Annotated in this window: 13 protein-coding genes and 1 tRNA gene; 5 read left to right on the forward strand and 9 right to left on the reverse strand. The window is 71.6% G+C overall.

Annotated features, from left to right (window positions below; translation table 11 throughout):
- Positions 1–16: 16 nt before the first annotated feature.
- The 3 genes from ACPXCS_RS15185 (at position 17) to ACPXCS_RS15195 (ending at position 3482) form a co-directional block, all read left to right on the forward strand.
- Positions 17–1672 carry a helix-turn-helix domain-containing protein gene (locus ACPXCS_RS15185; protein WP_425949690.1) on the forward strand — a complete coding sequence of 552 codons (1656 nt, stop codon included), beginning with the start codon at positions 17–19 and terminating at the stop codon, positions 1670–1672.
- A 238-nt stretch (positions 1673–1910) separates the two neighbouring features.
- The gene (locus ACPXCS_RS15190) at positions 1911–3263 is read left to right on the forward strand and encodes a diaminopimelate decarboxylase (protein WP_425949692.1); all 1353 of its coding nucleotides are present in this window, start codon (positions 1911–1913) and stop codon (positions 3261–3263) included.
- A 12-nt stretch (positions 3264–3275) separates the two neighbouring features.
- Positions 3276–3482 (forward strand): hypothetical protein, encoded by a 207-nt coding sequence (locus ACPXCS_RS15195; protein WP_425949694.1) that lies wholly within the window; start codon positions 3276–3278, stop codon positions 3480–3482.
- 54 nt (positions 3483–3536) lie between these two features.
- Here ACPXCS_RS15195 and ACPXCS_RS15200 read toward each other — a convergent pair whose 3' ends face one another.
- From ACPXCS_RS15200 to ACPXCS_RS15230, 7 genes are all read right to left on the reverse strand, one after another.
- A complete protein-coding gene (locus tag ACPXCS_RS15200; RefSeq protein ID WP_425949696.1) occupies positions 3537–6272 on the reverse strand; it encodes a Tat pathway signal sequence domain protein in 2736 nt (911 codons plus the stop codon).
- Between the two features lie 115 nt (positions 6273–6387).
- Positions 6388–6978, reverse strand: coding sequence for a hypothetical protein (locus ACPXCS_RS15205; RefSeq protein WP_425949698.1), 591 nt, complete (start codon positions 6976–6978; stop codon positions 6388–6390).
- A 7-nt stretch (positions 6979–6985) separates the two neighbouring features.
- A complete protein-coding gene (locus ACPXCS_RS15210) occupies positions 6986–7906 on the reverse strand; it encodes a carbohydrate ABC transporter permease (RefSeq protein WP_425949700.1) in 921 nt (306 codons plus the stop codon).
- The gene (locus ACPXCS_RS15215; protein WP_425949702.1) at positions 7906–8904 is read right to left on the reverse strand and encodes a carbohydrate ABC transporter permease; all 999 of its coding nucleotides are present in this window, start codon (positions 8902–8904) and stop codon (positions 7906–7908) included. The genes ACPXCS_RS15210 and ACPXCS_RS15215 overlap by 1 nt, the downstream gene beginning before the upstream one ends.
- On the reverse strand, positions 8904–10193 hold the full coding sequence (locus ACPXCS_RS15220; protein WP_425949704.1) for an ABC transporter substrate-binding protein: 1290 nt from the start codon (positions 10191–10193) through the stop codon (positions 8904–8906). Before ACPXCS_RS15220 ends, ACPXCS_RS15215 begins: the two co-directional genes overlap by 1 nt.
- Positions 10194–11583: 1390 nt before the next feature.
- A tRNA-Val gene (locus ACPXCS_RS15225) sits at positions 11584–11655 on the reverse strand.
- A 75-nt stretch (positions 11656–11730) separates the two neighbouring features.
- Entirely contained in the window at positions 11731–12189 is a 459-nt protein-coding gene (locus ACPXCS_RS15230; protein WP_425949705.1) for a TIGR02611 family protein, read from the reverse strand.
- A gap of 191 nt (positions 12190–12380) precedes the next feature.
- Between ACPXCS_RS15230 and ACPXCS_RS15235 the strand changes: the two genes are divergently transcribed.
- Entirely contained in the window at positions 12381–12794 is a 414-nt protein-coding gene (locus ACPXCS_RS15235; RefSeq protein ID WP_004002642.1) for an SsgA family sporulation/cell division regulator, read from the forward strand.
- 287 nt (positions 12795–13081) lie between these two features.
- A complete protein-coding gene (locus ACPXCS_RS15240) occupies positions 13082–13639 on the forward strand; it encodes a CGNR zinc finger domain-containing protein (RefSeq protein ID WP_425949707.1) in 558 nt (185 codons plus the stop codon).
- An 82-nt stretch (positions 13640–13721) separates the two neighbouring features.
- Here the strand turns inward: ACPXCS_RS15240 and ACPXCS_RS15245 are convergent, their stop codons facing one another.
- Both ACPXCS_RS15245 and ACPXCS_RS15250 read right to left on the reverse strand, forming a co-directional pair.
- Positions 13722–13898 carry a hypothetical protein gene (locus ACPXCS_RS15245; RefSeq protein WP_425949709.1) on the reverse strand — a complete coding sequence of 59 codons (177 nt, stop codon included), beginning with the start codon at positions 13896–13898 and terminating at the stop codon, positions 13722–13724.
- 152 nt (positions 13899–14050) lie between these two features.
- Complete coding sequence (locus ACPXCS_RS15250; protein ID WP_425949711.1) at positions 14051–14494, reverse strand: hypothetical protein; 444 nt, start codon at positions 14492–14494, stop codon at positions 14051–14053.
- Positions 14495–14558: the final 64 nt, after the last annotated feature.

Consider the following 14558-nt stretch of genomic DNA (forward strand, 5'->3'; position numbering starts at 1 on the left):
CCAGGGGGGAGACGCCATGACGGACTCGAAGGTGGCCCCGGAACCGGGCACGAGCTCCACGGGGACGCTGGAGCGCCTGCTTTCGGTGGTGGGCGCGGGAGCGGTGGAGTTGTACTCGGCCCCGGCGGGGTTACGGACGGAGATCACCGGTGTCCAGGTGCTCGACGCCCTGGAACCCCTGATCAGGGCGCGGGAGTTGGTGCTCGCGGTCGGCGTCGACCCGCGCTCGGCCCATGCGGTCGACGTGGTGCGCCGGGCCGGTGAGGCCGGTGCGGCGGGGGTGGTGTTCGGTCCGGGCCGGCCGGACTTCGCCGCCCGGGCGTTACAGACGGCGGCCCAGGAGAGCGGCACGGCCCTCCTCTTCCGGACCGCCTGGTGCTCGTGGGCGCAGTTGGTGGGGGTGCTGAGGGCGGGACTGGCCGCGGCCGGCGCTCCCCCGGTGCCCGCCGCCGGGGGCCTGCGCCTGGGCGATCTGGACTCGCTGGCCGATGCGGTGGCCGCCCTGGTGGGGGGCTCGGTGACGATCGAGGACACGGAGTCGCGGGTGCTGGCGTACTCCTCCACGGAGGAGAACGTGGACGAGATGCGCCGGCTGACCATCCTCGGCCGCCGCGTGCCGCCCTGGCGGGTGGCGGCCATGCGGGAGGCGGGTTTCTTCCAGGCGCTGTGGGGTGCGGACGACGTCCTGCACCGGCCGGCCCACGGCGGTGATCCGGAGCGTCTGGTCGGCGCCGTCCGGGCGGGCGGCGAGGTGCTCGGCTCCCTCTGGGTGGCGGCGGTGGGCGGCCGCCCGCTGGCCCCGAACGCCGCGGAGACGTTGCGCGCGGCGGTCCGGGCCGCGGCCGCTCACCTGCTGCACCACCGCACCCACAGCTCGGACGGCCGGCTGGTGGAGGACGCGGCCCGGGCACTGCTGGAGGACCGTGGTTCCGTCGAAGTGCTCGTGGAGCGGGCCGGGTTGCCGCCCCGTGAGCCCTGCGCGGTCCTGGCCGTGGGAACGGGGGCCGACCGCCCGGCGGACGACGACCCGTCCGGGCTGCACAGCCTGCTGAGCCTGCACTGCGCGGCCCTCGGCCATCGGGTCGTGGTGATCCCGGCCGGGGGCAGGACCCTGGTGCTGCTGAGCGGGCTGGAGCGCGAGCCGGGGCGGGCCGACGCCCAGGTGCGGCGGCTCGGGACCGCACTGGCCGGTCAGTTGTCGGCGACGATCGGCCCGGCGGTGAAGGTGGGGCTCGGCGACGTGGTCCCCGGCCTGGCCCGGGCGGCCGCATCGCGCAGGTCGGCCGAGCGGACGCTGCAGGCGCTCACGGCGGGCGCCGGGCCGCTCGCCGTCGCGCGGAGCGAGGACGTCGCGGACACCGTGGGCGTCCTGCAGATCGTGGAGGCCCTGCGCGAGGTGGCGCTGCCGCCGCGGACCTCGGTGGCCCGGTTGCGGGAGTTCGACGCCGATCACGGCGGCAGCTGCCTGGTGGAGACCCTGCGCGCCTACCTCGACCACTTCGGTGACGTGTCGGCCGCTTCCCGCACGCTGGGCGTGCATCCCAACAGCCTGCGCTACCGGTTGCGCCGCATCGCCCAGGTCTCGGGCCTCGACCTGGGCGACCCCGACGCCCGGCTGCTCGCCCAGGTCCAGTTGCGTCTGGGCGAGGCCGCCGACCGCGCACGCCCCTGAACGGCCGGCCGCCGGGACGCCGCCGCGCGGTTCGCCGTTCGGCCGGAGCCACCATGTGAAGGGCGTCCGTTTGTCGCATCCGACAACGGCCGCGCCGACCGGGGTGGTCGACGGGCCGGGCGGCCAGGGAGGGGACCCGGGACCTTGACGATGCGACGAAGACGCCTGCCCGGTGCGGACAGCAGCCTGGTGTTCCACCCCGGAGCGGTCCGGGGCACCGACACCGGAAGGGCTCATCATGACCGGACTGACTCCCGCCGCCGCGCGGCGCGAACGGATCCTCCAGGAAGCCGTGCGGCAGGGACTGCTGGACCCCGAGCGGTCCCAGCTGGCGGGCTTCGTCGACCTCGACGGCGTCGCAGCGACCGTCGCGTCCCTGCACCGTGCCTTCCCCTCGTCACCGCCGGTGCTGCACGCGTTCGCCGCCAAGGCGAACTCCCTGGTGCCGGTACTGGCGGAGCTGCGCAGGCTCGGGATGGGCTGCGAGGTGGCCACGGCGGGCGAGCTGGCCCGTGCCCTGGCCGCCGGGTTCGCACCGGACCGCATCGTCTTCGACTCGCCGGCCAAGACGGAGGCGGAACTGCGGTACGCCCTCGACCTGGGTGTGACCGTCAACGTGGACAACTACCAGGAACTGGCGAGGATCGACCGGGCGCTGGCCGGCCGCGTCCCGGCCTCCAGGATCGGGGTGCGGGTCAACTCCCAGCTCGGCGGCGGAAGCATCGCCGCGATGAGCACGGCGACGACGACGTCGAAGTTCGGCGTCCCGCTGGCGGACCCGGGCAGCCGGCAGCGGTTGCTGCGCGCCTACCACGACCACCCGTGGCTCACCTGGGTGCACACCCACGCCGGTTCCCAGGGCTGCCCGCTCGACCTCATGGCCGGCGGGATCGCCCAGGCCGTGGCGTTCGCGGAGGAGGTCAACGCCTCGCTCGGGCGGCGCCAGGTCGTCGGCATCGACATCGGCGGCGGACTGCCCGTCAACTTCGCCGACGACGAGACCACGCCGACCTTCGACACCTACGTCCGCCAGTTGCGCGCCCAGGCTCCCGCGCTGTTCTCCGGACGGTACGAGATCGTCACGGAGTTCGGGCGGTCCGTCCTCGCCAAGAACGGGTTCACCGCGGCGTACGTCGAGTACACCAAGAGCATGGGCGGCCGGCGGATCGCGGTCACCCACGCCGGTGTGCAGGTGGCGACCCGGACGGTGTTCAACCCCGACGCCTGGCCCCTGCGCATCGAGGCGCACGACGGGAGCGGCAGGGCCAAGCGGGGCGGGCCGCTCCGCCAGGACGTCGCGGGGCCCGCCTGCTTCGCCGGGGACCTGCTGGCGCGTGACCGGCCGCTGCCGCTGCTGGAACCGGGCGACCTCGTCAGCGTCCCGGACACCGGCGCCTACTACTTCTCGACGCCGTTCCACTACAACAGCCTGCCCGAACCCGCCGTGCACGGGTTCCGGACGAGCGGTGACGGCGGTGACGTCCACTTCGAACTGCTGCGTCCCGCGCAGGACCCGTGGGACGTGCCGGACCCGGCTGCCGGCGGCGTGCCGCCGCGGCGGCCGCACGAGACCGTTCCCGTCGTCGGGTAGGGGGGCACCGAGGTGGCACAGGCCGGTCGTCGCGGGCCCGGCCGTGACGGGCCGCTCCTCAGTCAGCGCGCCGCGATCGTCTTTCTGCTGGCTGCCCTGGTCGGCGTCGGTGCCACCGTCCTGGCGGTGCTGGCCGGCAACGTGTGGCCGGTCGCGGTGAGCGTCGGAGGCGGGGTGGTCGCCCCCGCCGTGCTGTTCTTCAACCAGATCATCGACTAGGACGAGCGGTTCCCGCCGCGCCGGCACGGAGGGAACCGCTCGTCCGGCCGTCCGTCACGGCATCCTGTCCCCCAGCAGGGCCAGGTTCTCGATCGCGGCGAGGCCGTACAGCGAGGTGTCGTTGGTGGAGACCCACGGCGCCTCGCTGCCCGGCACCAGCGTGAGCGGGCCGCTCAGCTTCTCGGTCTTCCAGGGCGCGGACTCCTTGTAGCCGTCGGAGTTGTAGAACTTGTCCCACGCCCGCCGGGCGAGCTGGTCGTCGCCGGTGCGGACGGCGGCGTAGGCGTCGAGGCGCGAGTGGCCCTGGAAGAGGATCAGGGAGCCGAAGTTGCTGCCGTAGCGGGCCGCCTGCTCGGCCTTGGTGGCGTTGAAGTAGCGGCAGTAGTCCAGGTAGGCCTCCTGGAACTTCGGCATGTCGACGAGGTCGATGAGCTCGGCACACAGTTCGTTCAGGCCGAAGACGGCCGACAGGTGCGAGACCTCCACCTTGGGCTGGGCGGCGACGGCGAACCGGCCGGTGTCCAGGTCGTACAGGCCGCTGCCCTGCACGAAACCGTTGGGCTGGGCGGCGATGGTCTCCATCGTGGACAGCACGCGTGCCCTGGCCTTCTCCCACTTGGGGCCCTTGCGCTCCCACTCGGTCAGCCACGCCGAGACCAGGCCGGACCAGTCGGTGCCGAAACCGATCGACAGGGCGTGCCGGTCGGGGGTGTAGGGCTCGGTGCGGATCTTGCGGATCGGGTCGAGGACGAGGAACGTCTCGTCGCTGTCGACGTTGGCGTGCATGAGGTCGCCGACGCGTTCGTCCGCCGTGAGGAAGTAGTAGTAGCGCCGGTAGGTGGTGTTGGCGATGCGCTGCTGCTTGGCGCTGTCGGCCCAGTGCTGCACGCCGTGCCGGGTGCCGAGGCCGGCCCACTTGCCGAGGTGGTAGACGTCGACCTCGCCGGTGTGCCGGGTCATGGCCTCGGCGAAGCGGAAGATGTCGGCGCGGCCGCTCCTGAGGTAGGCGTACCAGAGCCACAGGTCCGGGGACAGCTCGGAGTTGTCCCAGGCGTAGCCGCCGACGTCGTAGCGCCACTGGTGCCGGACGGTGTCGTAGGTGTGCATGATGTCGCCGTAGTCCCAGAAGCCGTACCACCGGCGCATCTCCACCTGGTCCCTGTAGTAGGTGAAGAGGAAGTCGAGGTGGTCCTCGATCTTCGCCTTGGCCGGGGTGGACCGGTCGGGCTCGGCGAACAGGCCCTTGCCGAAGACGCCCGCCTTGACGAGCTGCGCGGGCGGGGCGGCCAGTTGCGGCAGCACCCGGACCGCCTCGACCTGCTCGGCGAGCGTCTCGGCGCTCGGGGTGGAGGCGTTGGCCCAGAACAGCAGCTCGGAGGTGCGGGCGATGCCGTAGGGGGTGCCGAACTCCGGCTCGTAGTCCTCGTAGGTGATGTTGAGGCCTTCGAGCTGCTCGGGGAAGGTGTCCTGGCCCATGCCGTCGTGGTAGAAGCGCATGTCCATGGGCTGCGCCTCGGGCGACCAGAGCCAGAGGGTGACCTCGGCCGCATCGGTGTGCGCGTCGCGGATGTCGAGCTGGGCGGGGTACTTCTCCCAGAAGTCCCGCAGCCCGAAGGAGAGTCCGCCGCTCACCCCGCCGACGTAGCCGAAGCCGGAGGCGCGCCGGCCGCCGCCCGCGCCGATCCAGCCGTAGCCCTTCTTCGTGCGCTTGCGCAGGGTGAAGCCGTCGGCGGAGAGCTGCGAGAGGGTGTAGTCGCCCCATTCGGGGATGTACTGCAGGCGGGTGGTGACGCGCTGGTCCCAGGTGGCCGGGTCGGGCAGCTTCCTGCCCTCGTACTGGGCCGCCTGCACGGCCGCGCCCGGGTCGCGGCGCAGTCCGGTGATGCCCTTGACGGCCTCGCGGAGCAGGCCGGTGCCGTCGCCGCCGATGCGGATGTGGCGGTCGTAGGACTCGTCCCGCATCGGCACGGTGAAGCGGACGCCGAGGCCGCGCACGAAGTCGCCGGAGGACTTGCCCGGCTGCTGGGTGCCGTCGTAGGTGATGGTGTGCACCATGCGGAAGGAGTCGGCGCCCGCGTAGAAGTAGAGCCGGACGGAGAACGGCAGCCAGCTGCGGTCGCCCCTGCGGTGCTTGCCGTCGATGCGGACGACGGCCCGTACCGGGCCGTCCTGTTCGACCTCGACCTTCGACAGGGCGCCGTCGAAGCGCTCGGTCCTGACCGTCCCCTGGTCCTCGTCCTCGAACTCCGGCTGGCGGATCAGCACCAGGCGGCCGTCGCGGGCGATCTCCGTGGAGCCGCGCGTCACCGACTTGACGAGGGTGGAGCCGGACGTGCCGATCCTCGCGGTGATGACGCCGGTCGAGACGTCGACGGTGCCGCCGCGCCGCACGACGGTGACCTTCTTCTCGGGCACGGCGGGCGTACCGGCCCGCAGGGTGAGCTTCCCGTCGCCCGAGCCGACGGCGTGCGCGGTCCACTTGAGGGACCCGTCGGGCCAGTAGGCGATCGGCCACGACTGCACGGGCACGGCGGTGCCGTCGGCGTCCGTGAGCGCGAAGGTCTGGTCCTCCCGGTACGCGCCCTTGGGCCAGGGGACGCCGACGGTGGAGCCGGGGGCGGCGCCGAGACCGCCGTCCTCCAGCCAGTCGAGGACCACCGGGTCGGCGTCGGCGGGCGCGGCCGCGGGCGCGGCCTGGGCGTCCTGCGTCCCCAGCGCCCAGCTGAACTGGGCGGCGGCTCCGGCGACGGCGGCCGCCTTCAGGAGGGATCTGCGGGGAATGGGAGACATAGGGGTTGCTGCCTTTCCTCGTCCGTGCGGGATGCGCGTCCATAGCTGGTCAGGTGCATGACAGATGGGGGCGCGGCGCCCGGGGGCGCCGGCCCGGGAAGGGGAGGCACCGCCGTCAGCGGTGCCGGTACCGCTCCTCCACGGCGACGGCCGCCGCCGCGACGGCGCCCAGGACGGGGACCGCCAGCGGCGTCGCGAACCAGGCGGACAGCGCCACCACGGCCAGTCCGGCGACGATCAGGAAGGAGCCGGCCGGGTCCAGCACGGTCCGCCGCCCGGCCCGCGCGAGCAGCGCCCGCCAGCGGGCGCCCGGCTCCCAGAGCGCCGCCGCGCGCAGCCCGGCCACGACGAGCCCGATCAGCGCGACGACTCCGACGGCCCCGGCGAGCGGCCCGCCGGGGATGCCCGCGCGGGCCGCCTGGACGTCGACCCAGACCGCGACCGCAGCCGCCCACCCGGCGAGCCCGACGAGCCAGCCGCGGCGCAGCGCCGCGCCGAAGTCGGCGACGAACTCGCGCAGGCCGCCGCCCTCGTGGGCGGTACGGCGTCTGAGGTGCCGCGCCCCGGCGGCGAAGGCCGCCGGATACGTCACGACACCCAGCGAGGCCACCGCGTTCCACACACCGGTCAGCAGGCACTCGGCGAAGACCGCGAACCCGGCCCAGCCCTTCGACTCGCTCCGTGCCTTCACCCGTGTTCCGGCCATGCCCGCCTCAGCCCTTCAGACCCGAGGTGGCCATGCCGTCGATCAGATAGCGCTGGAAGGCGAGGAAGAAGGCGAGGACCGGCAGCAGCGCGACCAGCGACATGGCGATCATGCCGCCGTAGTTGGCCACGGCGTCCTGGTCCACGAACATCTTCAGCCCCAGCGAGACCGTGTACTTGTCGGGCTCGTTCAGGTAGATCAGCGGGCCCATGAAGTCGTTCCAGGAGTTGATGAAGGTGAAGATGGCGCTGGTGATCAGGGCCGGGCGGCACAGCGGCAGCACGATCGACCAGTAGATGCGCAGGTGCCCGCAGCCGTCGAGCCGGGCGGCCTCGTCCAGTTCCTTGGGCAGGTTGCGCATGAACTGCACCATCAGGAAGACGAAGAACGCCTCCGTGGCCAGGTACTTTCCCAGCAGCAGCGGGGTGTAGGTGTTGATCATCTCCATGTTGCGGAACAGCACGTACTGCGGGATCAGCAGCACGTGGTACGGCAGCAGGAGCGTGCCGATCATCAGCGTGAACAGCAGGTTCCGGCCCGCGAACCTGATCTTCGCGAAGGCGTACGCGGTCAGCGAGCAGGACACCAGGATCCCGACCACGGAACCCACGGCGAGGAGCAGCGAGTTGGCGAAGAAGGTGGAGATGGCGATGTCCGCGATGCCCTCGCTGAGCCGCGTGTAGTTCGTGGTGACGGGGTCGCCCGGGAACAGGTCCAGGCTGCCGACGATGTCCTCGCTCTTCTTGAACGAGGCACCGACGACCCAGACCACCGGGTACAGGATCACCCCGAGGATCAGCAGGGAACCGACGTGCCAGGCGACGGACCCGGGCAGCCTGCGGCGCAGCGCCCCGGTGGCGGACTCGACCTCGGTGGCTCGTGGGGGTGCCCCCTGATCGAGCGGAGCCGAAAGATCGGGGGAGCTCATCAGGCGCCCTCCTCGTAGTGCACCCAGCGCTTCTGGGACCAGAACAGCACCGCCGTCACCAGCGCGACCGCGATCAGCAGCAGCCAGGCCATCGCGGAGGCCAGCCCCATCCGGCTGTTCTCGAAGCCCTGGACGTACAGATAGCAGGTGTAGACCATCGAACCGTCCGCCGGACCGCAGGCGTTGCCCCCGGCGCCGCCGCCGACGATGTACGCCGAGCTGAAGATCTGGAAGGAATGGATCGTCTCCAGCAGGACGTTGAAGAACAGGACCGGCGAGATCATCGGCAGCGTGATGTTCCAGAACCGCCGTAGCGTGCCGGCCCCGTCGACCTCGGCCGCCTCGTACAGCTCCCGTGGGACCTGCTTGAGACCGGCGAGGAAGATGACCATGGGGGCGCCGAACTGCCAGACGGTCAGCGCCACCAGCGCGTAGATGATCATGTCGGGGTCGCCGGTCCAGCCGCCGACGTCGATCCCGAACAGTTTCTGCGTACGGTCGACGACCGCGTCGTCCGAGAAGATCGCCTTCCACACGATCGCGACGGACACGCTCGCGCCGATCAGCGACGGCGCGTAGAACGCGGCCCGGTAGAAGGCCTGCCCACGCCGCTTCTGGGCGAGGAGCAGCGCCACCGCGAGTGCCGCGATCAGCTTGAGGGGCGTGCCCACGACGACGTACCACAGCGTGACCTGCACCGAGTGGCGCCAGCGGGGGTCCGCGAACATCTCGGAGAAGTTGTCGAGGCCGATCCACTTCGGCGGGTCGAACAAGTTGTAGTCGGTGAACGCGAAGTAGAGGGAGGCGACCATCGGGCCCGCCGTCAGCAGCAGGAACCCGGCGATCCACGGGGACATGAAGAGGTAGCCGGCCAGGTTCTCCCGGCGGCGCCGCCGCTTGAGGGCGGCGGGGCGCGCGGGCTTCACCGGACCGTGCCGCGGCTCGGAGTCCCGGGACAGGCCCTCCATCGCAGGGGCGTGTGTCACGGTGGTTCCCATCAGGTGCCGAGAGCCGTCTTCGACTCGGTGAAGAACTGCTGGACGGCCTCGTCCACCGACCGCTTGCCGAGGCCCAGTTCCTCGGCGATGCGCAGGAACGCGGACTCGCAGATGTCCGCGCCGTTCGGGTGCGGCGTGATGGGCTCCAAGGCACCCGCCTCGACGAGGGACTCCTCGTAGGCGGCGATCGCCTTGTTGACCTCGTCGGTGGGCCGGTAGGCGTCGAACTGCGCCTGTGTCGCGGGCACGCCGCGGTCGTAGCCCATGATCTTGGCGACCTCGGGGTCGTGCACCATGAAGTCGATGAACCGGGCGACCTGCTCGGGGTGCTGGGTGCGCTTGGAGGCGCTCAGCATGAGGGAGCCGAGGTACTGCCCCGTCTTCTTGCCGTCCGTGGTGGGGATCGGGGCCAGGGCGTACTCGCTCTTGCCCTCGGCGCTGTAGCGGACGGTGAAGTTGTCCCAGGTGAACTCGCTGCCGCAGAGCTCGGCGGCGAGCGCCGACTTGGGCTTGATCTGGGCGACCTTCTTGGGGTCGGCGTAGAGCCCTTCCTCGACGCCCTGCTCGGCCTTCGTCCACCAGTCCGTCAGGTCCGCCTCGGTGAAGCCGAGTCCGTCCTCGGTGAAGAACGCCTTGCCGTGCTGGCGCAGGTAGAGGTCGTAGAGGTACATGACGCCGTACATGCCGCTGTCGCCGGCGCGGCCCGTCCTGTCGCGGATCTTCTTCATGCCCGCTTCGAACTCGTCCCAGGTCCAGCCCTGCTCGGGCTTGACGCCGGCCCTGGTGTAGACGGGCTTGTCGATGACGAGGGCCATGGAGTTGGAACCGACGGGAACTCCGAGGAGCTTGCCGTCGATCTCGCCGAACTTCTCGAGACCCGCCCGGAATCCCTCCATCCGGAGGTTGCCGGCCTCGACCTGTGCGCTGAGATCGAGCAGGACGTTCTTCGCGTCGTATTTACGGAGGAAGCCGACGGCATTCTGGAAGACGTCCGGCGGATTTCCCCCGGAGGCCTGTGTGTTGAACTTCTTCCAGAAGTCGAGATAAGGCTGGAAGTCCGTTTTCACCTTGATCTTCGGGTACTTCTTCTCGAACAGCGCGATCGTCTTCTTGATGCGCTCGGCGCGGTCCTCCGCACCCCACCACGCATAACGGATCGTCACCGTCCCGTCCGCGGACGCCCCTCCGTCACCACCGCAGCCGGTGGTCGCGGCCAGCCCCAGCGTCGCCGCCGTGGCTCCGGCCGCTTTCAGAACCGTACGCCTGTCAACATTCCTGCCGTTCACCACGGTTGGACCTCCCCGCACGTTGCCCCGCTCGCATGAATCGTTTCAAGTAAGCGCTTGCTGGCACAAGTTACGGAGGGGCCGAAGGTGCGTCAATGATTCGGACAAGAATTTCTTCGGGAAGGGACGGGACACCGGGCCGGGTGGGGCGAGAGGGACGGACGCGGGGTGTGGGGACACCGCTGGTGGGACGCGTGCGGCCGACGGGCCGGACGCGGCGGGACCGGCCGGACGGGCCCCGGGGGCGACCGAAACACGACGGTGGGGTCGAGGGGGACGAGAGACGCAGGATGCCTGTTTCCGGCCAGCCGGGGGATGACGCCCGACCCGGAACGGAGCGTGACGGATACGGGCGGACCTGCGGATCTTGCACGGGGTGTCTGCGACGCGGGGAGACGCGGAGCGGCGCGGGATGGCCGGTGCGGCGCGGCTCGGACAGGCGTGGCCGCCTGCGGACTGCCCCGGAGGGCCGGTCTTGGGAGCAGCCCTGGCGATGCCGCCCAGCGCCCCCGGGGGCGGGGAGCGGGGTGCTGCGCGCGGCGGGACGGGGCGGGGTGCGGCGCGAGGTGGGGCGGGGTTGGTGGTGGGCCTGAAGGGTGGGTCGCGGGGGCACCTCCGGCGGTGCCCCAAGGCAAGGTGCAGGTTGTTACCGCGGGGCGGGGCGGGCCTGGAGGGCGGGTGTGGTGGGCGGGTGCGGATGGCGGCCCCGAGGGGGCCGACGGCGATGGTGACGGCCAGGAGGCCGGTGTCGACGACGGCCCCGAGAGGGCCGATGACGATGGGTGGAGCCGGGGGGCCTACGGCGATGGCGGGCCGATGGGTCGATGGGTCGAGGGCGATGACGGCGAAGCCGAGCAGGCCGGAGACGATGACGGTCGCGAGGAGGCCGACGGCGACGCGGCGGAGCCGAGGAGCCCGAAGACGAGGACGACCCCGAGAAGGCCGAAGGCGATGACGGCGACCCGAGCGCCCGGAGACGACGATGGCCCCGAGCAGGCCGGAGACGATGACGGCGAAGCCGAGCAGGCCGGAGACGACCGCGGCGGAGCCGAGCAGGCCGGAGACGACGGCAGCGGAGCCGAGCAGGCCGGAGACGACGACAGCCCCGAGCAAGCCGAAGGCGATGGCGGCGAAGTCGGGGAGGTCGCCAGAGACGGCGGAGCCGGGAGGGGCGGCGGTGGCCCCGACGAAACCGGTGGCGACGACGGGCGCCCGGCCCTCGGGGGGCCGATGTCGGACCGGCAGCGGCGGGGCACCGACGGCACTGACGGCCACTCCCGCGGCCCCGGCACGCACCGGCCACTCCCCCGCCCCGTCTCGCTCCGCCCCGCCACGCCGCCGACACAACGACGGCGGCCCACCCGCTTCATCGCAGGTGGGCCGCCGGTCCGGGTGGGCGATACTGGGTTCGAACCAGTGACCTCTTCGGTGTGAACGAAGCGCTCTCCCACTGAGCTAATCGCCCGGACGCAGGAAGAACATTACCGCATGTCAGGGGGTGCCTGTGACCATCGATCGGCGCCGGCACCCCCGACGCGGGTCACTGGTTCTCGATCTTCCACGGCATGACGATGCCGAACTTCCACACGTAGACACCGACCAGTACGGCCACGATGACCAGCCCGAGGCTCGTCAGGATGATGTTGCGGCGCCGCACCTTGGGGTCGAGGGCACGCTGGGCCGCCTCGGTGACCTTCCGCTTGGTCCAGCGGAGCACCAGCTGCGCCCACACGAACTCGGTCGCCCAGATCGCCATCCCGCCGAAGATCACGACCCAGCCCGGCCCGGGCAGGGGCAGCATGATGATGCCCGCCACGACGACCGCGAGCCCGATGATGAAGACCCCGACCTGCCAGCTCACATGCAGCAGCCGGCGCGCTTTGATGAACTCCGGCGCGCGCGAGCCGAGCCCTCGGTCGGGCTCGCCCGGCACCTCGTTCGTCCCCGTCTCGTTCGACGCCACGGCCACCTCGCCCGGCTCGTCACTCCCCGTATTCATACGGCCAAACACTACCCGAGCGAAACCAGTCACCGGAATGGACGCACGGCGCGAACGATCTCTCGGCCGGAAGAGTTACGTAAAGGCACGCAAAACACTCAGAGGGGTTTACAACGGCACCGTAGGTGGCATGTCGATTTCGCCGACGTGCGAATCCCCGAGCGCACACTGAGCGAAAGGCCCTGGCGCTTATGAACACCACGGTCAGCTGCGAGCTGCACCTGCGCCTCGTTGTGTCGAGCGAGTCCTCCCTGCCTGTCCCCGCAGGCCTGCGGTACGACACGGCCGACCCCTACGCCGTGCACGCCACCTTCCACACCGGAGCCGAGGAAACCGTCGAGTGGGTGTTCGCCCGCGACCTCCTCGCCGAAGGGCTTCACCGCCCCACGGGCACCGGCGACGTCCGCGTCTGGCCGTCGCGCAGTCACGGTCAGGGCGTCGTGTGCATCGCCCTGAGCTCGCCGGAGGGCGAGGCCCTGCTGGAGGCCCCGGCGCGGGCCCTGGAGTCCTTCCTGAAGCGCACCGACGCCGCTGTGCCTCCCGGCACGGAACACCGGCACTTCGATCTCGATCAGGAGCTCTCGCACATCCTGGCGGAAAGCTAGGCCGAGGCCCTCACAAGCCGCCCGGCGCCGTCGACTCGGGGAGACGGCTCGGGCCCGGACAACCGCATACGGGATACACCGGCGCCTGCACCGCGGAGCACGCGGGCCGGCGCCGGTCCGCGTCGCGCCGCCGCTCGTGCCGGGGCCGCCTGGGGAACCACGGCGGCCCCGGCTGCGTTGTATTCGAAGCCATGTGCGGGCGTGAGGGCGGTCCGGCGGATGCGGAGCCGTTACCATCGGCCCCCACCGACGGGCGCCCGCCCGACCCCCAGGCCAGGGAGCGAATCGTGCTGATCACCCATGACACCCGGTGCGCCCTCGACACCGTGGTCGATCTGGTGAACACCGCGCCGGAGGACGACACGGCCGACGGGCTGCCCGACGTGGCCACTCTCGCGGACTTCGTACGGAACCACGAGATCAGCGACGTCGGCGTGCTCTCGGAGTTCGACCTGTCCGCGGTGCGGAAGATCCGTGGCCGGTTCGCCTCCGTCTTCGCCGCCCCGGACCCGCGCGCCGCGGCCGGCCTGATCAACGAGCTGATCGCCGCCGCCGGCACCACCCCCCGACTCACCGACCACGACGGCTACGACTGGCACATTCATTACTTCGCGCCCGGCGCGTCCGTCGCCGACCACCTCGCCGCCGACTGCGGGATGGCGCTGGCGTTCTTCGTGGTCGCAGGGGAGCAGGAGCGGCTGCGGCGGTGCGAGGCGCCGGACTGCCGGCGGGCCTTCGTCGATCTGTCCCGCAATCGCTCCCGGCGCTACTGCGACAGCCGCACCTGCGGAAACCGGCTGCACGTGGCCGCGTACCGGGCCCGCCGCAAGGAAGCGGCCGGCTGAGAGCCCGGGCCTTCGCCCGACCATCGGGGTGGGGGATGCCGACGCGGTCCCGGCGGGTGGCGCCGGGTACCGCGGGTACGGCTCACAGCAACAGCAGATCGTGCAACGAGGCCATGAGCAGCAGACACCCGATCACCGCAAGGAAGATCATCAGCGGTGGCTGGGAAAGGGCGAAGAGGCAACCACGCGGTTCGTCCCGAGGGGAACGGGACTCGTCCTGCGGCGGGGCGGGGTCGCTCTGTTTCGTCGTGTCCAGCATCTCGCGGCGATGATGACGCAGTCGCCGGGCCGGGCGCGATCGGCGGCCTCGTTCGGTGCGGGTGTGCCCCGATTCCGCGAGGTCCGGTACGGATTGTGATCATTTTCGCGCGCCCGGAGACCCACTGTGACGGTTCGGCCGGCGCGCGGGCGTCAGATGCCGTGCTTCTTGAGGATCGCCTCGATGTCGCTGAAGTCGTCGTCCCCCCGGGACGCCGCCGCGGGCCGGGCCGCGGGGCGCGTGCCCTGGCCCAGGGAGGGCGCCGAGGCCGCCGGAGCCACCGCGTCGGAGCGGCCCGCCGCGCGGGCCGCGGCCCTGCGCTCCTTGCGGGTGCCGCCGCCGCGGCGGCGCTCCACCACGCGTGTGGTCGCGAACAGCACCCAGGCGAGGCCCAGCACACCGAAGCCGGCCCAGGCGGTCGGGCTGAAGGCCGTGTCGGCCAGCCATTCGACGACGCCCGTCATCACCAGCCCGATCGGCACGAGCGAGTAGGCCGCGATGCGGACCGCCGCGAGGAAGCGCTTGCGGTACGCGGTGACGGCCGCGATGCCCAGGCCGGCCGCGGCCACGGCGGAGCAGACGGTCTCGGCAATCATCCGGTCCTCCAGGCGTGGCGGGGTCGGGCGGGGCACTTCGTCCTTTCCATCCTGCACCCGCGAT

Origin of the sequence: Streptomyces sp. DT190, assembly GCF_049846985.1 — a bacterium.
Classification (GTDB): Bacteria; Actinomycetota; Actinomycetes; order Streptomycetales; family Streptomycetaceae; genus Streptomyces.